Origin of the sequence: Polaromonas sp. A23 (assembly GCF_002001015.1) — a bacterium.
Classification (GTDB): Bacteria; Pseudomonadota; Gammaproteobacteria; order Burkholderiales; family Burkholderiaceae_C; genus Polaromonas.
In genome coordinates, this window is sequence record NZ_MUNO01000018.1 from 295,599 (window position 1) to 315,112 (window position 19,514).

Annotated in this window: 21 protein-coding genes; 8 read left to right on the forward strand and 13 right to left on the reverse strand. The window is 60.7% G+C overall.

Annotation, left to right across the window (positions count from 1 at the left end; all coding sequences use genetic code 11):
* Nucleotides 1-139: 139 nt before the first annotated feature.
* Both B0B52_RS10315 and B0B52_RS22150 read left to right on the forward strand, forming a co-directional pair.
* Nucleotides 140-598: a hypothetical protein gene (locus tag B0B52_RS10315; RefSeq protein ID WP_139351885.1), complete on the forward strand. Its 459-nt coding sequence runs from the start codon at nt 140-142 to the stop codon at nt 596-598.
* Nucleotides 595-1,365: a hypothetical protein gene (locus B0B52_RS22150; protein WP_139351886.1), complete on the forward strand. Its 771-nt coding sequence runs from the start codon at nt 595-597 to the stop codon at nt 1,363-1,365. The genes B0B52_RS10315 and B0B52_RS22150 overlap by 4 nt, the downstream gene beginning before the upstream one ends.
* 272 nt (nt 1,366-1,637) lie before the next feature.
* Here the strand turns inward: B0B52_RS22150 and B0B52_RS10325 are convergent, their stop codons facing one another.
* A complete protein-coding gene (locus tag B0B52_RS10325; RefSeq protein ID WP_077593534.1) occupies nt 1,638-2,675 on the reverse strand; it encodes a VWA domain-containing protein in 1,038 nt (345 codons plus the stop codon).
* Nucleotides 2,676-2,933: 258 nt separating this feature from the next.
* Here B0B52_RS10325 and B0B52_RS10330 point away from each other — a divergent pair, with 258 nt between their 5' ends.
* Nucleotides 2,934-3,341: a nuclear transport factor 2 family protein gene (locus tag B0B52_RS10330; RefSeq protein ID WP_217349792.1), complete on the forward strand. Its 408-nt coding sequence runs from the start codon at nt 2,934-2,936 to the stop codon at nt 3,339-3,341.
* 50 nt (nt 3,342-3,391) lie between these two features.
* Here the strand turns inward: B0B52_RS10330 and B0B52_RS10335 are convergent, their stop codons facing one another.
* From B0B52_RS10335 to B0B52_RS10360, 6 genes are all read right to left on the reverse strand, one after another.
* On the reverse strand, nt 3,392-3,838 hold the full coding sequence (locus B0B52_RS10335; protein WP_077593536.1) for an SRPBCC family protein: 447 nt from the start codon (nt 3,836-3,838) through the stop codon (nt 3,392-3,394).
* 285 nt (nt 3,839-4,123) lie between these two features.
* A complete protein-coding gene (locus tag B0B52_RS10340) occupies nt 4,124-4,774 on the reverse strand; it encodes a hypothetical protein (protein ID WP_139351887.1) in 651 nt (216 codons plus the stop codon).
* A 24-nt stretch (nt 4,775-4,798) separates the two neighbouring features.
* On the reverse strand, nt 4,799-5,359 hold the full coding sequence (locus B0B52_RS10345) for a GNAT family N-acetyltransferase (protein WP_077593584.1): 561 nt from the start codon (nt 5,357-5,359) through the stop codon (nt 4,799-4,801).
* A gap of 20 nt (nt 5,360-5,379) precedes the next feature.
* Complete coding sequence (locus B0B52_RS10350) at nt 5,380-5,766, reverse strand: hypothetical protein (protein WP_077593538.1); 387 nt, start codon at nt 5,764-5,766, stop codon at nt 5,380-5,382.
* Between the two features lie 147 nt (nt 5,767-5,913).
* Nucleotides 5,914-6,270, reverse strand: coding sequence for a VOC family protein (locus B0B52_RS10355; protein WP_077593539.1), 357 nt, complete (start codon nt 6,268-6,270; stop codon nt 5,914-5,916).
* A gap of 35 nt (nt 6,271-6,305) precedes the next feature.
* The gene (locus B0B52_RS10360) at nt 6,306-6,590 is read right to left on the reverse strand and encodes a DUF4389 domain-containing protein (protein ID WP_077593540.1); all 285 of its coding nucleotides are present in this window, start codon (nt 6,588-6,590) and stop codon (nt 6,306-6,308) included.
* Between the two features lie 234 nt (nt 6,591-6,824).
* Between B0B52_RS10360 and B0B52_RS10365 the strand changes: the two genes are divergently transcribed.
* The 3 genes from B0B52_RS10365 to B0B52_RS10375 all read left to right on the forward strand — a co-directional run bounded on the left by B0B52_RS10365 (nt 6,825) and on the right by B0B52_RS10375 (nt 10,804).
* Nucleotides 6,825-8,714: a DUF3857 domain-containing protein gene (locus tag B0B52_RS10365; protein ID WP_077593541.1), complete on the forward strand. Its 1,890-nt coding sequence runs from the start codon at nt 6,825-6,827 to the stop codon at nt 8,712-8,714.
* 94 nt (nt 8,715-8,808) lie between these two features.
* Nucleotides 8,809-9,804: a M48 family metallopeptidase gene (locus B0B52_RS10370; protein WP_077593542.1), complete on the forward strand. Its 996-nt coding sequence runs from the start codon at nt 8,809-8,811 to the stop codon at nt 9,802-9,804.
* 82 nt (nt 9,805-9,886) lie between these two features.
* Nucleotides 9,887-10,804, forward strand: coding sequence for a hypothetical protein (locus tag B0B52_RS10375; protein WP_139351888.1), 918 nt, complete (start codon nt 9,887-9,889; stop codon nt 10,802-10,804).
* Nucleotides 10,805-10,963: 159 nt separating this feature from the next.
* Here B0B52_RS10375 and B0B52_RS10380 read toward each other — a convergent pair whose 3' ends face one another.
* On the reverse strand, nt 10,964-11,569 hold the full coding sequence (locus B0B52_RS10380; protein WP_077593544.1) for a YdeI family protein: 606 nt from the start codon (nt 11,567-11,569) through the stop codon (nt 10,964-10,966).
* Nucleotides 11,570-11,750: 181 nt separating this feature from the next.
* Here B0B52_RS10380 and B0B52_RS10385 point away from each other — a divergent pair, with 181 nt between their 5' ends.
* A complete protein-coding gene (locus B0B52_RS10385; protein ID WP_077593545.1) occupies nt 11,751-12,977 on the forward strand; it encodes a hypothetical protein in 1,227 nt (408 codons plus the stop codon).
* Nucleotides 12,978-13,125: 148 nt separating this feature from the next.
* Here the strand turns inward: B0B52_RS10385 and B0B52_RS10390 are convergent, their stop codons facing one another.
* Genes B0B52_RS10390 through B0B52_RS10405 form a run of 4 tightly spaced genes read right to left on the reverse strand, consistent with a single transcriptional unit; the run spans nt 13,126 to nt 15,577 of the window.
* On the reverse strand, nt 13,126-13,836 hold the full coding sequence (locus tag B0B52_RS10390; protein ID WP_077593546.1) for a Crp/Fnr family transcriptional regulator: 711 nt from the start codon (nt 13,834-13,836) through the stop codon (nt 13,126-13,128).
* An 18-nt stretch (nt 13,837-13,854) separates the two neighbouring features.
* Nucleotides 13,855-14,535, reverse strand: coding sequence for a cupin domain-containing protein (locus B0B52_RS10395; protein ID WP_254425677.1), 681 nt, complete (start codon nt 14,533-14,535; stop codon nt 13,855-13,857).
* On the reverse strand, nt 14,535-15,182 hold the full coding sequence (locus tag B0B52_RS10400; RefSeq protein ID WP_168173526.1) for an SDR family NAD(P)-dependent oxidoreductase: 648 nt from the start codon (nt 15,180-15,182) through the stop codon (nt 14,535-14,537). Before B0B52_RS10400 ends, B0B52_RS10395 begins: the two co-directional genes overlap by 1 nt.
* Nucleotides 15,179-15,577 carry an MAPEG family protein gene (locus B0B52_RS10405; protein WP_077593548.1) on the reverse strand — a complete coding sequence of 133 codons (399 nt, stop codon included), beginning with the start codon at nt 15,575-15,577 and terminating at the stop codon, nt 15,179-15,181. The genes B0B52_RS10400 and B0B52_RS10405 overlap by 4 nt, the downstream gene beginning before the upstream one ends.
* 317 nt (nt 15,578-15,894) lie before the next feature.
* Between B0B52_RS10405 and B0B52_RS10410 the strand changes: the two genes are divergently transcribed.
* The gene (locus B0B52_RS10410) at nt 15,895-18,357 is read left to right on the forward strand and encodes a penicillin-binding protein 1A (RefSeq protein WP_077593549.1); all 2,463 of its coding nucleotides are present in this window, start codon (nt 15,895-15,897) and stop codon (nt 18,355-18,357) included.
* On the opposite strand, the gene B0B52_RS10415 is transcribed toward B0B52_RS10410, so the two are convergent.
* Nucleotides 18,344-19,429, reverse strand: a complete 1,086-nt coding sequence (locus B0B52_RS10415; protein WP_077593550.1) for a 3-deoxy-7-phosphoheptulonate synthase — start codon at nt 19,427-19,429, stop codon at nt 18,344-18,346. The two genes, B0B52_RS10410 and B0B52_RS10415, sit on opposite strands and share 14 nt — an antisense overlap.
* Nucleotides 19,430-19,514 lie beyond the last annotated feature (85 nt).

Sequence of the window (19,514 nt, forward strand, 5' to 3'; positions counted from 1 at the left end):
TAGAGCCGGGTGGTGGGCGCCACTGCCAGCGGCAGCAGCCTCATCCAATTAGAGGAGATCAATTTGTAACAAAAACCAGTAGTATGTGTGCTGTATTTATTACCTCCCCGTGTTACCTGACCGGGGGTTTAGGACATCTATGACAAGCACAAACGCCAAGATTCAAATTTCAGTGGGGCCGATGAGTTTCTCCGGGGAGGGCACGGAAGACTGGCTTGAGAAACAGCTCGATAAGCTTCTCGCCGCCGCCCCCACGCTAGCCGTCATTCATCCGCCCACGGATTTGGGGACTGGTTCTGGGGCAGGAGCAGGAGCAGGTAAAACGTCCACTGAAACTGGAACGCTACCGAGCTTTCTCCAAAAGAAGAACGCCATGAAGAACCACGTTCGCCGATTTCTTGCTACTGCTGAATGGCTTCATCAGAGAGGCGCAAACCGCATTCAGACGGCAGATGTCGCCAAGGCTCTTGCGACTGCAAACCAGCCGCGACTCACGAATCCATCGGAATGCCTCAACCAAAATGTCGGTAAGGGCCACTGTGAAAAAGACGGAAAGACCTTCTTTGTCACGCCTGACGGCAAGACGCACCTTGGATGATCACCTCCGCAGCTGCATTCGGCGCGCTGCCGGTAGGACTACGCGATTCTCTCCTCGCAGAATACCGTGCCATTGTTCAAAATTATCTCGAACGGCGCTGGACGCCCGCATCATTGGGCGGTGGCAAATTTTGCGAAATTGTCTACACAATCATTGATGGCTATGGCTTAGGTACCTATGCTGCCAAGCCAGCGAAGCCCAACAACATGGTGCAAGCCTGCAAAGCTCTGGAAAACCGCCCTCATGTTCCCCGCAGCTTTCAAATTCTGATTCCGCGTTTACTACCCGCCCTGTACGAGGTTCGAAACAATCGCGGTGTAGGCCATGTTGGGGGCGACGTAGATTCAAATCACATGGACAGCGCCGCTGTGCTGGCTATTGCGGGCTGGATCATGTGTGAACTTGTGCGCGTGCTTCACTCCATGAGCACGAAAGACGCTCAACAGGTAGTCGATGCGCTCGCGACCAGGCGAATCCCACTCGTCTGGGATGGTGCGAATGGGATGCGGAGAGTACTGGACCCAAAGGTGCAGCTTAAGGACCAGGTCCTGCTTCTTCTCGGGGAAGGAACAGAGATCGGTGTGACCGACCTGATCGCCTGGACCGGTGCCACCAACAAGGCATATTTCAAAAAACTGCTCCGCGAACTGGCTGACACACGAATGATCGAGCTTGCAGCAGATGAATCCACGGCAACGATCCTGCCTCCCGGCAGCGTCCGGATCGAAGGTGTAATCCAATCCCACGAGCTCAAGTTTCCAACTTAGCCGACGCGGGGCCGGTTCTCAGACCCGGCCTGCAGCTCGACCTCCCAGTTCTCAGATTCAACTGCACCGGGGAGTCGTCACCGGCTCGAAACATAACGCATAGGCGGAAGTAAATTCTGATCATTCGCGCAGCCTTCGTCGCACGTTGCAATGAGACATAACCGGTTAACGTGAGCCCGGCCTCGGTCGAAAAGGTGGTAGTCCCGCGACGGTGGAATGCAGCGATGTGGTGGACATTGCCGCGCAGTGAACGTTGGTCCGATCTGGAAAACTCACACAACGCGCCGAAACCACACCAACGACAGAACCCCCGCCGCCAGCGCAAGCACCGCTGACAACAAGGCCAGCAAAGCCGTGACTTCAGTCTCGCGCGTCTGCACCTGCACCCGCGACCCCAGGTTTTCATAAACGCTGCGCAGCGCTTCCGCCGTGCCCGCATGGTGGTACTCACCGCCGGTCATGCGTGCGACCTCGCGCAGGGTGGGTTCGTCCAGTTGCAGGTAGATGGGCATGCCTTCGGGCATCGCGTCGGGGCCGCCCACGCTTCCCAGGCCGATGACGTAGATGCGCACGCCCCGGTCAGCGGCCATTTTGGCTGCTTCCAGCGTATCGACCCCCGTCGTGCGGCGGCCGTCGCTCAGGAGGATGATGGCCGCGGCGTCGTACGAGCCCGGCGCCACCGGTGTGATCTGCCGGGGCGGCGGCTTGTCTTTGTCGTCCAGGCTGCGTCCGCGCGGCTTGCTGCCGAAGGTCATTTCTTCGAGATTGATGTTTTGGTCGGGGAACAGTTCGGCCAGGCTGGTCACGATGGCGCTGCCGACGGCGGTGCCGATCTGCATCTGGAATCCGTCGATCGCCTTCACCAGTGTGGGGCGGTCCAGCGTTGCGGCCTGCGCCACCTGGCTGCTGGCTGCAAAGGTGACCAGCCCGACTTCGATGTTTTTGGGCAGGTCGCTCAGGAACAGTTTCGCCGCATCCTGCGCGGCCACCATGCGGGTGGGCTTGACGTCGCTCACGCGCATGCTGAGGGAAACGTCCATCGCCAGGATGATGGTGGAGCGTGCCCAGGGCAGCGGCACCCGCGCCATGGGGCGCGCCGCAGCAAGCAACAACCCGGCGCACGCCAACAGCAGCAGGGCGGGCGGCACGTGCCGCCGCCACTGGCGCCCGGCAGACGCGGCGCGAACCATGCCAAGGCTGCTGTAGCGCACAGCCAGCTTGCCCCGACGCCGCAGCAGCCAGAGGTATGCCACCGGCAGCAGGGGCAGTGCCAGCATCAGCCAGAGGTAGTGGGGCCACAGGAAGAACATGCGGGCCTTATCTTGCTCCGGAAGCGGCCGCTCGGCAACCGCTCCAGGGTCGAGCTGCAGGCCTGGCTACCGCTGCCGCAGCCTTGCGCCAAAATGGTGCCATGTTCGGGGCGGTGATGGCTTTTCTGCAGTCGCTGCAGGGCTTTCCTGCTTATGCGTTGCTGAGCGCCGCGACGCTGAGTTGGGGTGCCGGCCACCGGGCTGGCGTACAGATTTTTTGAAAGACGGAGGGTCCACGGGATGTTGATGCAGCGCTTCATGGAAAACTACAAAAAGGCCTGGGAAACCAGAGACGAGTTTTTGCTGGCGTCGCTGTTCACCGAAGACGGCCAGTACCACAACACACCGTTTGCGGTGCAGACCGGGCACGCGCAGATCAGGCAGTACTGGCAGCGCGTCAAGCTGCAGACCGACATTGTGCTCACCTTCGACATCCTGCATGCCGAGGCGCTGGGCGGCATTGCGCACTGGCACACCACTTACCAGGTCACCTCGGAAGAGATGTTTGCGATGTGGGCCGCCTCCACCGGTACCAGCCAGCTCGCGCGCCAACCGGGAAGCCCCTTGCCTCGCCTGGCGCTCGATGGCGTGGCCGTCGCCGAGTTTGAAGCCGGGGGCTTGTGTCGCGACTTCAGGATCTGGTGGCATTCGGTGGTGGAGTCGTAGGCTTGCCTCGCCACCGTTCCGGCCCGCAATGACGGCAAGGCGCTACGCGATCACTGGTTGATTTCTGCCTCCACCAGCTGACCCAGCAGCACCAGCGACTGCTGCCAGCCCACGTAGCACTGGTCCGTTGGAATGACGGCGGGAATACCTTCCTGCACGATGTTGATTTCAACCCCGGCGGACACGGCCTTGAGGGTGATGGAGGTCACCATTTCTCCGGGCAGGTTTTTGTCGTCGAAGGCGCTGGTGTAGCTGATGCGCTCGTTGGGCACCAGCTCGAGGTATTTGCCGCCGAATGACATTTCGCTTTGTGTGGTGAAGTTGAAGAACGACATGCGCCAGCCGCCGCCCAGCTTGACGTCCATCTGGTGGACCTTGCCGGTGAAGCCGTTGGGCGGCAGCCATTTGGCCATGGCGTTGGCATCAAGAAAGGCGCGGTAGACCCGCTCGGGGGTGGAGCGCAGCACGCGGTGAAATTTGACTGTGCCTTTGGACATGATCGGTTTCCTTTATGAAGTGCAGAGGAAGGACCCTCTGACCATACGACGATTTTGTGTGCCTGGAATCGACATCGAACGGCAACAAAGGGCAACAAAAAGGTAGTAAAGGCTGTGCAACCAGGCGTCACTTGGCATCAGACGCTATTGAATATATAGCTGCTTGCGCCCGTGGACAAAGGGCTAGAGGCTGATTTGACTAGTGAGTCAGTCCCTGGGCCACGTGGCCAGCTCATAGCCGTCTGCATCCTCGAAGCGAAAGCGCCTGCCGCCCGCTTTCTGAACCTAGTTGATCGGTAGCTGCGGAACCACCTGGAGCCGGCTGATAACCGGCGCGCCATACTTGGCCCAGTTCTCTGCCCAAGTATCTTCGGGGCTCTCGAAGGTGAAAACGTGCATGCTGTCGGTGACGTTGTTCGCCAGAATAAACTGGTGAATGATGACGGGCTTCAAGCCCGGAGGCGCATCGCGGAAGCGAAAGACGGTGCGCTCGAAGTCGCCGCTGGGCATCTGGCTTAGCATCAGCACTTCTTCTTTCTTGTGTTTGTCCAGCGCAAGTTTTACAAACATGACCGCGGCCTTTTTTGCTTCAAGACCACGCAACCGTTGCGTGCCGCTGAAGATCTGTACTGTGATGCCCATCTCAAACTGCTTGTTCTCGGAAAAAGGTTCCGGGCTGGTGGCATAGGTCCCCATCGGGAAAGCGTTCGCGGCCGCTTTGCCTTCCAGCTCATGCCAGCCTGCAGGCTTGAGGAAAACCGTGTTTTTGTACATCTTCCATTCAAAGCCCGATGGTGGCGGCGGCAATTGCGTGCTTATCGCTTGCCGTACCTCCTCCGGCGTGGGTACAGCGCCGGGGCCAGGTTGCGCGGCGGCAAGCTGGGCTGCCGTTAGTGATGCTGCGACGCACCATGAACATATCTTGTTGATATTCATCTCCACTCCCTTTATTTTTTGCGATTATTGCAGAGCGTTTGATGAACTGCCACGCTCGCAAACCATCAACAACGCCATGCCGTCCGGAGTCTGCACTTTCCTCATCGCACGAAACCCGGCCTTTTCATAACAGTGGATAGCGCGCGCATTGCGCGGGTCGGGGTCGGTCTGGATGTGGCTGACTTGCGGGTCGGCGAACAGTTTTGCCACAAAGGCTTTCACCATCTCTGTACCCAGCCCGCGGTTCAACTGCGCTGCGTCAGCTATCGACTGGTCGATGCCGCGTACGCCGGGGTCGGTTTCGGCTTCCCACCAGCCGCCGCCTGAACCCATGGCCACATAGGACTGGATGTAGCCGAAGGGCTGACCATCCAGCAGCGCGATGTGCGGTTGCACTTTGGTCGGGTCGGCTATCCATGCACCATATTCGGCTTCGACTTCTGCAAGCGTGGGAGCCGGGCCCCACCATTCTGTCCAGTGCGGGCGGGCCTGCCACTCGTGCAGCATGGGCAGGTCGGCCATTTCGAGTGGCCGGAAGCTGAGGCGTAGCGTCGGGGCGGCTACGCTGGTGTGCGCTGTCTCCATTTTGGGCGAAGGCATGAGGACTAGCGTTTCAAGAGATCCGAATACATCTGGAGTACAGCCCCATATTTTTCACAGGGAACCCCTCTCTTTGAGATATTTTCTTGCGACAGGGTTTTCGCAGCCTTGATACTCTCGGCCAGGATCAGTTCCTGTTCCGCTTTTGGTAAACCCCGTTTCGCTGCTTCGTCCCGTATGGCATTCACCGTTTCACGATAGGTGTGCTCGTTCTTTTCGCGCCAGGCCGAATAATCCGCACGCCTCGAAAATCCCCGGCTTTCACAGTGTTCGACGCTAAGCTTTGCATGTTCAAAGTAGGTCATATTTTCTCCGGCACCTGCAAACGTCATTGCAAAGAGACCTGGAGTAAAAGCGACAAAAAAAGCGATCGGTAGCAAGTTCTTTTGCATGTGATTTCAACGCAGCCTGGATTTTTAGATTGTGCAATTTAGCAGGACGATGCTTTCGGCTCAGGCCGCAAAGACAGCATTGAGCTATCGAAATAATAGCTGCTTGGATCCGTAGATAAAGGGCTGGTGGCCGATTTCATTCATAAGCTAGTCTTTGGACCAAACCGCCAGCTCGTAGCCATCCGTATCCTTGAAGTGAAAACGCCGCCCACCCGGAAAAGCGAAGATCTCTTTGCAGATGGCGCCACCGGCGGCCAGCACGCTGTCGCGCGCGGCTTCGAGTTTGTTGGCGTAAAGAATGACGAGCGGACCGCCAGCGGGCGAGGGTGGCGCCTGGGTTGTCAGGCCGCCTTTCATGGCGCCGTCTGAAAACTCTGCGTACTCGGGGCCGTAGTCGGTGAAGGTCCAGCCGAAGGCTTTGCCGTAGAAGGCCTTGGCTTTGCCGATGTTGCGAACGTTCAGTTCGATGTAGTTGATGCGGCAGTTTTCAGCGTTGGCGGGCATGGCAAATCCTTGAGGGTGCTAGCCTGCATTTTTGCTCACAAGTCTGCAGGCGGCCAGTCGGCAAAGGGGAAGGGCAGATCTTCAGTAGCGAAAGATTCGAAAGCCGCAATTTGCCCCAGGTAGCGGCCCACGCTGCGGCCAAAATCCTTCAGGCGCGGGTTGGGCTCTTCGGCGAAAAGAACAAAGCCCAGCTGCAGCAGGGCGACGATGATGAGCACCCAGGCGGCGATCTGGAAGGCCACGCACATCAGCAGCATGAGCAAGGCGCGCACCCACAGTTTTCGGGGTGGTGGAAGGGTGACGAGGGCATTGTCGGTCATAGTGGTTCCTTCACATTGGATCGAGATGCTGCGCGTGGAATGGCCCAAAGGAGTTGACGCGTGTCAAGCAACTGTAGTGTGCCGTCATATGAGGTGGTTCCAGTGCACTGCGTTGGTACTAAATTACTGGTCTGGCGTTTCCTCCGAGTGTTGCGGCAATGCCGCAGGCGAGTCTTGATCTGAAACTGCCGCAGCTTTTCCGGGCTACATTCGTGGTCCAGGGAGAAAAAGCTCATGACATTTATTTCGCGTTTTGTAGTTGCCGCGGTCATCACGCTTGCGGCTTTTTCACCGTTTGCCGGCGCGCAAGACAAGGCAGAGTTTCCGTACATCGAAAAGGCCTGGCACGGCACTTACGATGTTGACAAGGACGGCCGCGTCACACAGACCGTGATGACGCGCTATCAGGTGTTGCAGGAAAGCATGCTTGAAAGGCTGAAGGTCTTTTCCTTCTCGTACAGCACCAGCATTCAGACCGGTGAGGTGCTTGAAGCCTATACCCTGAAGAAGGACGGCCGGCAGATCGCCGTGCCGCCGGGCAATTTCCAGAAGGAAACCAACGACGGACAGAAGGGCGCCGGCCCGATGTTCTCCGACCGCACACGTGTTTCGGTCGTTTACCCGGACCTGATGGTTGGTGACACGGTGCACGTCCGGTACCGGCTGACGGAGAAGGAGCCCATGTTCCCCGGGCACTATTCGCTGGCCCTGGGTTTTTCGCCATACAGCGTGTCCGAAGACACACGCATTACCCTGCGGGTTCCGAAAGACATGGTATTGAAGAAGGAAGCGTACTTCTTCACTGCACTGGAAGAGAAGGCAGAAGACGGCAAGCGCGTGCTTGAATGGCGCTACAGCAACCTCAAGCCCCGCCGTTATGTGGAGGAAGAAGACAGCGGCCTCTGGTCCCAGCAAGAGTTGCCAGGTGTTCTGGTTTCCACCTTCCCCGACTATGAAGCCATTGCCAAGGCCTATGGCGACCGCGCTCTGCCAAAGGCGCAACCCACGGACCGTATTCATACGCTGGTGCGGGAAGTGGTCGGCAAGGAAGCCCAGCCTCGCGAAAAGGCACGGCTGCTTTATGAATGGGTGTCGCGCAACATCACCTACGGCGGCAACTGCATCGGCGTGGGTGCTGTGGTACCCCGCGACGTGAATGTTGTTCTCGACAACAAGATGGGCGACTGCAAGGACCACGCGACGCTGCTTCAGGCAATGCTTGCCTCCGCAGGAATCCGCAGTGAGCAGGTGTTGGTGAATGCCGGCAGCAAATATGAGCTCACAGCCACGCCCGTGGTGTCGCTGGTGAACCACGTGATGAACTTCCTGCCGGATTTCAAACTTTACGTTGACGCCACCGCCAAGGAAGTGCCGTTTGGCCTTCTGCCAACCGGCACTTATGCCAAGCCGGTGATTCACGTGGGCGCGGCCAAGGCGCTTGCATCCGTGCCGCACGAAAACCATCTCAACAACGAGCAGCGCCTGCGCATGACGCTGAAGATGGCGGCAAACGGCTCAGCTTCGGGCAGCATGCGTGTTTCCTTGAAGGGCCTGGAGGCAGCCCAGTTCCGCGCCTACATGCGTGACCTGAGCGCTGACGGAGAGCGTGAGTTCGTCAAGCAGGCCCTGTCGTCTTACGGCTACAAGGGCCGGGGTACCCTGGAGAAGGGCGCCACCACGGGCTTGTCGGACCAGTATGAGTATTCGGTGAAATTTGACATGGACAACTTCCTGCGCAGCGGCACGTCGGGCGCATTCGTTTTCTCACCGGTGATGGGAACGCCGCTGTCGGTGCAGTCTTTCTCGAACGTCGAGGACAGGTTTGTGCCCAAGCGCAAGGAGGCCTGTCACGGGTTCCACAGTTACGAAACCTATGAGATTGAGCTGCCTGCCGGCCTGACGCTGATCGACATGCCGGAAAACGCCCAGGTACGCGGCACGCTTGTGGACTACTCGGCCAAGTACCAGAAGACCAAGTCGGGCGTGCTTGTTACGCGCGAGCTGCACGACAAGACGCCCGAGAGCATCTGCACACCCGAAACAACGGCTGATTTCCTGAAGCAGGCCAAGCCGGTGGGCGAGAACCTGAGAACACAGGTTCTTTACAAGCGCAAGATGCCCTGACCCATCGGCGCCCATTGCATCCGCTTTTGACCTTCTTCCTTGTTCCCCCTTGTTGACTCAAGGGAGCGATGATTTTTCCTTTTTTGAGATACGCATGAAATTCTTCAAATCGGTCCCAAGGTCCATAGCTGTTTTCGCCGTAATCCTCCTTGGAGGCTGGTTGCCTCTGAGTGCTGCCGCAGCGGCAAAGCCGGAGTCTAAAACTGTCGCACAAGCCAGAGAGCTGATTGACGCGGACTACGGCAATGGAAATGTGGCGAAAGCGATTCCATTGATCGAGGCGGCCTACAAGACAGACCCGGACGATGCCAATTTGTTGATACAGGCTGCGCGGGTGGCCGTCAAAAATGGCGTGCTCTCTTTCAGCCCCCACCGCGACAGCTGGGCAAGCTACGCTGCGCTTCTCGATAAGGCCTTGGCCATCGATGCTGCACACCCCAAGATCCACATTCTGAGGGCGCAGGTTTTCGAAAGGCAGGGTAATTTTGCTGAGCAGTTGAACGAGCTCAACAAAGCCTTCGATTTAAAAACGACGGACCCTTGGCTTTTTGTCGGTTATGGCAATCACTTTCTCAATGTTCGAAAATTCAATGAAGCCGTCGCTCATTACGAAAATGTGGAGGCGCGGGGGCCGGGTACGATGGCCTCGGAAAGAAGGGCCTTCATCATGGCTATCTCCGAGCTTGCGAGTCTCGCATCGCAGAATGAGGACCCTGCGGTGAAATTAAGAAAGTATGCGGCCTTGGCACTCAAGACCAAAGATCCGGCCGATGGCTGGACGCCTCAACGTTATGCGGCCGCATTCATACCCCAACATCTATTTGACGAAGCAATTTTTTACGCCCGGGAAGCGCTCAAAGCCATGAACTTCGGTATGGCCAGAATCACGCTGGCAGTGGCCTTGTACGGCAAGGCAGCGCAATTGACTCTGGCAGACAGGCCCATGCAGGAAGTCAAGCCTTTCCTGGACGAAGCTAAAAAACTCGGCTACAAAAAAGCCGACATCTATGGCTACCTGAGCAGTTGTTCTCCGTGCCGCGCCAGGTTTGCGACGATAGGCCCCACGCTAGACAAGATCATTCCGGAGTAGACCGATCGAAAGGCACTGCTGTGGGGGCGGCGACCTGTCATTCTCACTGATTCATTCCAAAAACAGCAACCCAAGGACCTCTGTGAGCTTATTTACGAAAATGTTTGGTAAAAAAGAAACTCCCGGTTTACTCCCGCAGGAGAAAAATTCCCGAGTGATCAAAGCGTATCAAATCGTCCATGACGACATCACTCGTGAGCAGCGGGACCCCGGTTTCGAACCATTGGAAAATTCCAACAGCACTGAGCCAGACTGGTACGAATACTGGCCGATTCGAAATTACTTGCACACGATGCCGCTGGATGAATCCACTTTGTATGGGTTCGTATCACCCAGGTTTAAGGAAAAAACGGGACTGTCGGCCGATAAAGTCCGCCGGTTCATTCAGTCGTCAGAAGATGCCGACGTCTATATATTTTCTCCATTCCCTTTGCACGGAACATCATTTCTGAACGTTGTTGAGCACATGGATTTTTTCTTCCGTGGTTTTATGGAACATGGGGGAAATTTTTTCCGTCAGTTCGATCAAACCCTTGATGTGCGCAATATGGTGAACAATTCCAGCAACACCGTTTTCAGCAATTTCTTCTTCGCCAAGCCCGTTTTCTGGCGCGAGTGGTTACGGATTTGTGATCAACTGTTTGAAGAAACAAAAGACGCCCGGCATCCCTTGAATTCGAAGTGCAGCTATGCGAAGGACAATGGCGATCTGAAAATTCTTCCGGTCAAGGTCTTTGTGGTGGAATGTGTTGCCTCATACGTGCTGGCAACTTCGAAGCGATTTTCGAGTATCAGTTATCCATTCCAGTCCATGCCATCGTCAGACGCCCACTCGAGCTTGGCCCATGAAAATGCCCGGCTTGACGATCTCAAACGTCAATGGGAGAAAACGAGGCAACCCCAAATACTGAGGCAATACAGACTTGAACAGAATCGGGTCATTGGGCTGGCCTGGCCGGGCCAGGAGCCGCCAGATTTTGATCTGCCGCAAGCCTTGTAACCCCTGGTGTTTCTTCCTGAAATTTGCCTGAACTGCCTGCCGGTGAGTTAGAAGACGGGTTCTTTCTCCGTGTCGCGCCAAGTTTGCGGCTACAGGACCACGCTTGACAAGATCATTCCGGATTCCCGATCGGGGCGAGTGTTTAGTTAGGAAGCCCGGTCAGGCTTGTTTCTTTTTGCCTTGCGGGTAAATGGTTTCGCCGCGCGACAGCATTTGCGCAAACTGGTCGATTCGCCTGGCACGTGTTTCAGGCTTCTTGGCGCCCTGAACCCGAAACAGCACGGCGAACCGGTTCTGCGCACTGACGGTGGCGAAGAATTCTGCGGCGCCCGGCGTGGCGTCCAGCGCGGCTTGCAGGTCGGCGGGTATTTGGGCGCGGCTGGCTGGGTCGTAGGCGGCGTCCCAGCGGCCGTCTTTGCGGGCGCGTTCAATCTCTGCCAGGCCGGCGGGCTGCATGTGCCCGGTCTGGATGTAGCCGAGAACTTTGTCGCGGTTGACTTTGGACCAGACACTTCGTGCGCCGCGTGGGCTCCAGCGCTGTAGATAAAAGTGTTCGCTCTCGCCTTTTCTCTGGCTGTCGATCCAGCCGAAGCAGAGGGCAACTTCGAGCGCTTCCGCATGAGAAAGCGTTGATACCGGCGCGCCTTTTTTGGCGTGGCGCAACCACACGCCTTTGGAGTCCGCGTGATGCGCGGCCAGCCATTGCGCCCACTCGGCTTGCAAGGCGAACTGAAGAGTGGCTTCACTGTGTATGTCGTTGGGCATGGTTGAGGCAGGTTCGGGCAGGCCTGGGTTGGCCGGGGTGTCAGAGATGCTTCATTGTGCTGCATGGGTGGAGTATTTCTGTTCGCAGGCATGCGGGTCAACGCCGCCGCGGCAGCGCACAGGTATTGAGTGAGCCTGCCAGACGTGGCACCATGCGCTGACTCCCACCCGCACACTCACCATGACCCTGCCCACGCCCATTCCCCACAAGGTCGGCATCACGCTGGCGCTGATCCAGCTGTTCTTTACCCTGACCTGGACGGTGTACGTCATCTTCCTGCCGCAACTGGCCGCGCAGGTGGGCCTGGGCAAAGAGATGGTGCTGGTCATCCTGATGCTGGACCAGCTGATTTTTCTGCTGGCCGACACCGCCATGGGCGTGATGGCGGACAAGTCTGTGCGGGTGTTCGGCCGGCTGGGTCGCTGGGTTGTGCTTGTGACGCTGGTCTCGTGCGTGGCTTTCTTGCTGCTGCCGCTGCTGGCCGCCAAAGGGCCGGTGGCGCAGTGGCTGTTTCTGGCTTTCACGGTGGTCTGGTCTGTCACCTCGTCGGCATTGCGTGCGCCACCGCTGGTGCTGCTGGGCAAATACGCGGCGCTGCCGGCCATTCCGTGGCTGGCCAGCCTCTCATTTTTCGGGCTGGGCGTGGCGGGCGCGCTGGCGCCTTACCTCACCGTGAGCTTGCGTGGCATTGACCCGCGCTGGCCGTTTGCGCTGTCCAGCCTGTCGCTGGCGCTGGCCACGGCAGGTATTGTCTGGGCCGAGCGCACATTGAAGCAGGGCGGCCAAGCCCAGGCAGGGGCTGCGGCCACCAGCCACGACGCCCTCGCGTTCAAGCCGCCGTTGGCTCCTTTTCTGGCGGCCATGGCTTTGCTGGGGTTGGGTTTTCAGGTTCATTCATCGCTCAACTCGGCGCCGCAGTATTTGCGCTTTGCCAAGCCGGCCGACCTGGAGTTTCTGCTGCCGGTGTTCTGGATCGGCTTCAGCCTGCTGATGCTGGCGGCCAGCCGGCTCACGGCGCGTTATGGCGGCGTGCTGGTCATGGGGGTGGCCGGCTGCGTGGGCGCCGTGGCCACCTGGCTCACCACGGTGGCTGGCAGCCTGAACTTTCTGATGGCCGCCCAATTCGTGGCCGGCGGTGCCTGGGGCATCCTGATGATGAGTGCGTTCACCGGCGCGCTGGTCATAGGCCGCACCGGCCGCGAGGGGTTGGTCACCGGCACGATGTTCTCCCTGCTGGCGCTGGCTGCCTTTGCGCGGATTGCGCTGGTGGCGGCCGAGCTCAACAAGGACGCGCAGTTTGCGCCGCTGCTGCCATGGTTGCCGAGCGTGGCGTGGGCTGCTGCCGGGTTGCTGCTGCTTGGCATGGCGTGGCTGCTGCGTGGCTCCCGGTCGCTCCGGCCCGCATAACAGCGCAGTTTCTCCTTACGTCTACGGTTTCAGGCGCGGGGTGTGCTGCCGAATTTGCTATAAAAAATGTAGCTGCTTGTGCCCGTAAGCAATGGGCAAATGGCACATTTGGCTATGTAAATCGGGCGAAAGTGCCTCTAACGGCCAGTCAGCGCCTGGGCGCCTTCGCCTTGCGTACGGAGCTTGGCGCCGCAAGCTGCCCCGCCTCCAGGCGCCGCAGGCCGAACAGGTCTTTGATGGTGATGCGGCCACGCTGGGTTTTGACAAAACCGCCGGCCACCAGGTCTTGCATCAGCCGGGCCACCACCTCCCGCGTGGTGCCCAAGTGGTTGGCAAGCTGCTGCTGGGTGGTTTCCAGCAGCCCTTCGGAAGAGGCGTGCATCAGCAGAAAGCGCACCAGCCGCTGTTTGTGGTTGCTGGAGTGGATGTCGTTCAACTCGGCCATCAGCCGGTACACCAGCGTGGAGAGGGCCTGCACCGTCAGGTCTTGTATGGCGGGCTCTTTCGCGAACAGGCGGCGGAACAGCGGCCCCGGAATGATGGCCAGGCTGGTCGGCGCTTCGGCCTCTACCCACGCGGGGTAGAGCAGGTCGTTGAACAGGCAGTTGAGCGCAAGAACGCAGGTCTCGCCGGGGTCTACCATGTAGAGCGTTGCCTCCGTGCCGGAAGGCGTGACGGTAAATACACGCAGCCTGCCAGACAGCACCATGTAAGCGCCCGAGGCCGGCTGGCCCTTGTACATGACGCTGGCACCGGCGGACATGCTCTTGCGCACCACGCCCTGGGTCAAGAGGCCGCGCGCCTCGTCGCTGAGCCGGTTGAAGGGCTCAAACCGGACCAGCTCACCCAAAGACTGCATGCTGCCTCCGCATTGTTTTTAAACCCGGCCGTGCAAGTGACCCCGTTTGACCCAGAGCAGGGCGCCACTGATGCTGTGAAGCGCGGGCAGTGGGGGAAGGGGTTGGCGAATCCAGCTCCAGCTGCCCAGCATGTGCCCTGTCCCAGGCACGCTCACCGCACCGTCAATGACCAGCAGCTCTTCGCCCCCGGGGACGGAACGAGCGGGAATGGTACACCCCGCATCCAGCCGCAGCAGGCGCACGGTTTCCAGCGCGTCGGCATACAACATGGCCTGCTGGCACTCTGGGGCGCAGCCGTCTGGCGCCCATGGCATTTGTTCGGGGGTGACGACGACGCGTCGGTCTTGTGACGGCGCCATCTGCCGCAGCTTGACGTAAATAACGCAGCCCTCGCTGCTAAAAGGGCTGTGGCTGGAGCCCGGCGGATTGCGCACATAACTTCCCGCGGGGTAGTGGCCGTGTTCGTCGGAAAACGTTCCGGACAGTACAAAAAATTCTTCGCCCAGCGCGTGTGCATGGTGCGCAAAGCGGCTGCGCGGCGCATACCGCACGATGCTGCTGGCCACCGCCACCTCGCCGCCTGCGCGCTCCAGCATCTTGCGCTGCACGCCTTGCTGCGGGGAGTCCAGCCAGGGCAAGGTGTCTGCGTGTACCAGGGCCGGCTTGCTGCGGTCGGCATGCAGTTGCAGGGCATCCATCAAAACTTCTCTGAAGGGGTGCGCAGGTCCAGCTCATGCGTCCAGGCGGTTGGCGCTTGTTCCACCAGCCAGCGGTAGCTGCCGGCCACGGCGCGCGGGTCCAGCGGCGCAGCTTGCCTTGCGCCGAAGCGCTCGGTGGAGGGCGAGCCTTCCAGCAAGCCGTCCAGCAGCACGTGCGCCACATGAATTCCCTGCGGCTGAAACTCTCTGGCCAGCGACTGGGCCAGTCCGCGCAGGCCGAACTTGCCGCAGGCCATGGCAGAAAATCCGGACGAGCCGCGCAGAGACATGGTGGCACCGGTGAACACCATGCTGCCGCGCCCCCGCTGCAGCATCTGCGGCAGCACGGCCCGCGCGCAGTTGGCGGCGCCTGCCGGGCCTGCGCGCCAGCAGGTGTCGAAGGCCGCCGCATCCAGCTCCAGAAAGGGCGCAATCAGCAGATGCCCCGCATTGAAGATCAGCGCATCCACCGGACCATGGGCGGCCGTCAGTTGCGCGATGTGCTGCTCTGCGGCGGCAGCGTCCGCCAGGTCGCAGTCGGCCTTGCGCAGGCCGGCAACCACGTAGCCCGCGTCGGCAAATTCGGCGAGCAACGCCTGGCCCAGCGGGCCACCGCTGCCCGCCACCAGCGCGAAGGGTCGGCTCACACCCACCCCAAGGCACGGGCGAGCAGCCAGGCGGTTGCAGCCCAGCTGGCCAGGTAAGCCAGCGTGCGCACGCCAACGATGCCGGTGGTGTAGGCCAGGTAGTGAAGCACGCGCGCGGCGAAGTAGACCGCGCAGGCCATGGCGGTGCCGGCATTGCCGAGCGAAAGAACATGCACCGCCAGTGCCGCTGGCGCAAACACCGCCAGGTTCTCGATGGCGTTGGCATGGGCGCGCTGGGCCCGTTGCGCCCAGGGGGCCAGGGGCTTGTCGTCAGGCAGGGGGTTGGCCAGCAAGCCGCCAATGCCGCGAACGACCAGGCGGTTGAGCACATAGGGAAACACAAACAGCGCCGTGGCGCCAAGGGTCAAAGTGAGCCAGAAAATTTCTCGGGACATGGTATTTCTCTCCATCAACGTGCCGCAAGGCGGGCACGGGGAGAACGATAGGGCGCGGTGAGCGCCAGATCTGTAGCTTTTGATACGCAGCGACGAACAGTTCAACTTGCCGGCGGCATCGTGGAATTTTGTTGCTATTAAAAATGTAGCTATTGGCGACCGTGAAATAAGGGCAAACGGCACATTTGATCCATAGTTTCTTCTCAAAAGGCCTTCAGGTGCCTTTTGGAGCCTTTGGCGCTGCCCGCACCAGCCGATGACCGCATTGCCTGCCGTCCTACAGCCCGGCCTTGCGGCACCCCTCAAGCTCGTTGCAGATGAAAACGCTCTCCCTTCCTCCCCGTCTTTGGCAGCTCGTCAGGCAGTTCGGCGCCTCCCTTGCCGCGGGCTTGCGCCACCCCACGCTGCGCGGCCTGGCCTGGGGGCTGGCGGCGGTGCCGGTTGTGCTGCTGTTGTATGTGCTGGCACTGATTCCCTTCACACCCAGCATTGACGACCTGCACAAGATCAAGGCGGCCAAGCCTTCGGTGATCCTGTCGGCCGATGGCCAGCAGTTGACTGTTTTTGAACGTGCCAACCGCGACTGGGTCAAGCTTGCGGATATTTCCCCGCATGTGGTGGCGGCGCTGGTCTCCACCGAAGACGCGCGCTTTTACCAGCACCACGGTGTGGACGTGCGGCGCACATTGTCTGCGGCGGCAAACACGCTGAAGGGCAAGGTGCAGGGCGGCTCGACCATCACGCAGCAGCTGGCGCGCAACCTCTACCCCGAAGACATTGGCCGCGCGCGCACCATGACGCGCAAGATCAAGGAGGCCATCACGGCGCTGAAGATCGAGGCGGTTTACTCCAAGGACGAGATCCTGGAGACCTACCTCAACACCGTGCCTTTTCTGTACAACGCCTACGGCATTGAAATGGCGGCGCGCACCTACTTTGATAAAACCGCCGACACGCTGGACGTGCTGGAAAGCGCCACGCTGATTGGCATGCTGAAAGGCACCAGTTACTACAACCCGGTGCTCAACCCCGAGCGCGCCCTGCAGCGGCGCAACACCGTGCTGAGCCGCATGGCACGGCACCAGAAGCTGCCGGCTGCCAGCCTGGCTGCGCTCAAGCAGATGCCCATGGCCGTCACCTTCGAGCGGCAGGAGCCCGAGCTGGGCCCGGCGCCGCACTTCACCCAGCAGCTGCGGCGCTGGCTGATTGAATGGGCCGACCGCAACAGCTACAACATTTATGCCGACGGGCTGGTGGTGCGCACCACCCTTGACTCGCGCCTGCAGGCCATGGCCAATGAAGCGGTGACGCGTCAGGCCGACAAGCTGCAGGCCATCTCTGATGCCGAGTGGGCGCAAAAATCAGGCTGGGCTGCCAAGGGCGCCAAGCGCGAACTGATGCTGGCTTTTGTGCGCGACTCCGCCGAGTACAAGGCCGCGCTGGCGAGCGGGAAGACGGACGAGCAGGCATTGCGCCAGCTGCTGGTGGACGGGCCCTATCTGCAAAAACTGCGTGAAGACAAGACGCGCCTGCAAGCCGGCTTTCTGGCGCTGAACCCCACCAACGGCCATGTGATGGCGTGGGTGGGCAGCCGCGGCTTTGCCGGCGACCAGTTTGACCACGTGGCCCAGGCGCGCCGGCAACCGGGCTCGACCTTCAAGCCCTTTGTGTACGGCGCGGCTTATGAAAACGGCTCGCGGCCTTACGACGTCTTCATGGACCAGGCGGTGGAGATTCCGTTGGGCGACGGCACCTTCTGGCGCCCGTCTGACGGCAGCGGCCCGAGCGGCGCGCCGATGACGCTGCGCGAAGGCCTGATGTATTCCAAAAACACCATCACCGCGCAGGTGATGCAGGTGGTGGGCCCGCAACGCGTGGCCGCGCTGGCGCGCAGCATGGGCGTGCGCCAGAGCCAGTTAGACGAAGTGCTGTCGCTTGCGCTGGGCACCAGCCCGGTGACGCTCAAGGAAATGGTGTCCAGCTACAGCACGCTGGTCAACAACGGCCGCTACATCGAACCGATGGTGGTCACCCGCGTGGAAAACCGCGTCGGCAGGGTGCTGGAAGAGTTTCAGCCCGCAGTGGCGCAGGCGGCCATGTCCACTCACGCGGCCAACATGCTGGTGGACGTGATGCGCGGCGTCGTGGACCAGGGCACGGGCGCCGCCATTCGCAGCCGCTACGGCATCCGCGCCGACGTGGCGGGAAAAACCGGCACCACGCAAGACAACACCGACGGCTGGTTCATCCTGATGCACCCGCAACTGGTGGCCGGCGCGTGGGTGGGTTTTAACGACAACCGCGTCACCATGGGCAACCGGTGGGGGCCGGGTGCGCAGAGCGCGCTGCCGATGGTGGGTGAGTTTTTCCAGCAGGCCATCAAGGCCAAAGTACTGGATGTGCGCGCCAAATTGTCGGCTACCGCAGGCATGAGCAGCGCCGTCCCGCCGGCGGGCCAGGAGCCGCTGGTTCCTGGTGCGCCTTTGGTGGAAGTGAATGGCACGGAGGCGCCGGTTGGTGCTGGCCAAGGCCAGAACGGGCCGGGTGGCCAGCCACCTTCTTCGGGAAACTTCTCTCCGCCACCCATCAAGTACGTGAACATCCAGATTCAGCCGGTGACCACGCCGGGCGCTTCGGTACCGGTGACAGTGCAGGTGCCGGGAGACGCGCCAGCACGTGAGCTGCCGGAGCCGGCTCGGCGCGTGGAGCCGCCTGCTGAGGCACCGCCGGGCGTGCCATTGCCGGAGGGTGCAGCGCCCCGGGCTGCTACGGCGCGCTGATTTTCTTTCGAGGGCCCTGCCTGCGCTGGCGCACGGCGGTGGCCAGTTGCTCCAGCACGGCCACCGTCGCGTCCCAGCCAATGCAGGCGTCGGTCACGCTTTGGCCGTAACGCAGGCCCTGGCGGCCATTGACAATGTCTTGCCGGCCTTCAACCAGGTGGCTCTCCAGCATGACGCCGCAAATGCTGTTGGAGCCGCCCGCAATTTGCCGTGCAATGTCGGCGGCCACGGCGGGCTGTCTGGCGTAGTTCTTGTTGCTGTTGCCGTGGCTGCAGTCAATTACCAGCCGCGCCGGCAGGCCTGACTGGGCCAGGGTGGCAGCGGCCTGCGCCACGCTGGCGTCGTCGTAGTTGGGCCCATCGCTGGAGCCGCGCAGCACCAGGTGGCCGTCGGGGTTGCCGGTGGTGGTGATGACGATGGCCTTTCCTTCGAGCGAGATGGTGGGAAAGCGGTGCGACTGGCTGGCCACGTGAATGGCGTCTATGGCCGCAGCCGCGCTGCCGCTGGTGGCGTTTTTAAAACCAACGGGCGCCGACAGCGCTGAAGCCATTTGCCGGTGCAGCGGGCTTTCCACCGTGCGCGCGCCAATGGCACCCCAGGTCAGCAGCTCGGCGTAATACTGCGGCGTCACCAGGTCCAGGATTTCCGAGGCCGCCGGCACTTGCAAACGCGCGCATTCCAGCAGAATGCGCCGCGCGGCGCGCAGGCCTTCGCCGATGTCGCCCTGGCCGTCCAGGCTGGGGTCGTAGATCAGGCCCTTCCAGCCCATGCGGGTGCGCGGCTTCTCGAAGTAGACGCGCATCACCAGCAGCAGCGCATCGTCCAGCCGGCCGGCCACTTCGCGAAGGCGGGCTGCATAGTCCAGCGCAGACTCGGGTTCGTGCACGGAGCAGGGGCCCACCACCACCAGCAGCCGATCGTCTTCGCCACGCAAGATGGCGCGGGTGGCGGCGCGCGACGCCGCAATAAACACGGCCTCGGCTTCGCCCGCCGGCAGTTCTTCGCGCAGCAGCCGGGGCTCCGGCAGCGGGTCTGCGCGGGCGATGTGGACGTCCGAGATGGGTGTCGGCATGGGTTCTCCGTGTTGGGTGATGTGTGTCAGATCGAACCTTTATAGCCCATGGCATGCAGGCACGGCCCGCAACGCGCGGGCTGCG

Bases quoted from the DNA above. Each gene is read 5' to 3' on its own strand.
- B0B52_RS10410 (WP_077593549.1), top strand. From the start codon at position 15,895: ATGAAAACGCTCTCCCTTCCTCCCCGTCTTTGGCAGCTCGTCAGGCAG.
- B0B52_RS10330 (WP_217349792.1), top strand. From the start codon at position 2,934: ATGGAAAACTACAAAAAGGCCTGGGAAACCAGAGACGAGTTTTTGCTG.
- B0B52_RS10415 (WP_077593550.1), bottom strand. From the start codon at position 19,429: ATGCCGACACCCATCTCGGACGTCCACATCGCCCGCGCAGACCCGCTG.
- B0B52_RS10345 (WP_077593584.1), bottom strand. From the start codon at position 5,359: ATGGAGACAGCGCACACCAGCGTAGCCGCCCCGACGCTACGCCTCAGC.
- B0B52_RS10385 (WP_077593545.1), top strand. From the start codon at position 11,751: ATGACCCTGCCCACGCCCATTCCCCACAAGGTCGGCATCACGCTGGCG.
- B0B52_RS10360 (WP_077593540.1), bottom strand. From the start codon at position 6,590: ATGACCGACAATGCCCTCGTCACCCTTCCACCACCCCGAAAACTGTGG.
- B0B52_RS10370 (WP_077593542.1), top strand. From the start codon at position 8,809: ATGAAATTCTTCAAATCGGTCCCAAGGTCCATAGCTGTTTTCGCCGTA.
- B0B52_RS10380 (WP_077593544.1), bottom strand. From the start codon at position 11,569: ATGCCCAACGACATACACAGTGAAGCCACTCTTCAGTTCGCCTTGCAA.
- B0B52_RS10355 (WP_077593539.1), bottom strand. From the start codon at position 6,270: ATGCCCGCCAACGCTGAAAACTGCCGCATCAACTACATCGAACTGAAC.
- B0B52_RS10390 (WP_077593546.1), bottom strand. From the start codon at position 13,836: ATGCAGTCTTTGGGTGAGCTGGTCCGGTTTGAGCCCTTCAACCGGCTC.
- B0B52_RS10325 (WP_077593534.1), bottom strand. From the start codon at position 2,675: ATGTTCTTCCTGTGGCCCCACTACCTCTGGCTGATGCTGGCACTGCCC.
- B0B52_RS10315 (WP_139351885.1), top strand. From the start codon at position 140: ATGACAAGCACAAACGCCAAGATTCAAATTTCAGTGGGGCCGATGAGT.
- B0B52_RS10395 (WP_254425677.1), bottom strand. From the start codon at position 14,535: ATGGATGCCCTGCAACTGCATGCCGACCGCAGCAAGCCGGCCCTGGTA.
- B0B52_RS10340 (WP_139351887.1), bottom strand. From the start codon at position 4,774: ATGAATATCAACAAGATATGTTCATGGTGCGTCGCAGCATCACTAACG.
- B0B52_RS10365 (WP_077593541.1), top strand. From the start codon at position 6,825: ATGACATTTATTTCGCGTTTTGTAGTTGCCGCGGTCATCACGCTTGCG.
- B0B52_RS10405 (WP_077593548.1), bottom strand. From the start codon at position 15,577: ATGTCCCGAGAAATTTTCTGGCTCACTTTGACCCTTGGCGCCACGGCG.
- B0B52_RS10335 (WP_077593536.1), bottom strand. From the start codon at position 3,838: ATGTCCAAAGGCACAGTCAAATTTCACCGCGTGCTGCGCTCCACCCCC.
- B0B52_RS22150 (WP_139351886.1), top strand. From the start codon at position 595: ATGATCACCTCCGCAGCTGCATTCGGCGCGCTGCCGGTAGGACTACGC.
- B0B52_RS10350 (WP_077593538.1), bottom strand. From the start codon at position 5,766: ATGCAAAAGAACTTGCTACCGATCGCTTTTTTTGTCGCTTTTACTCCA.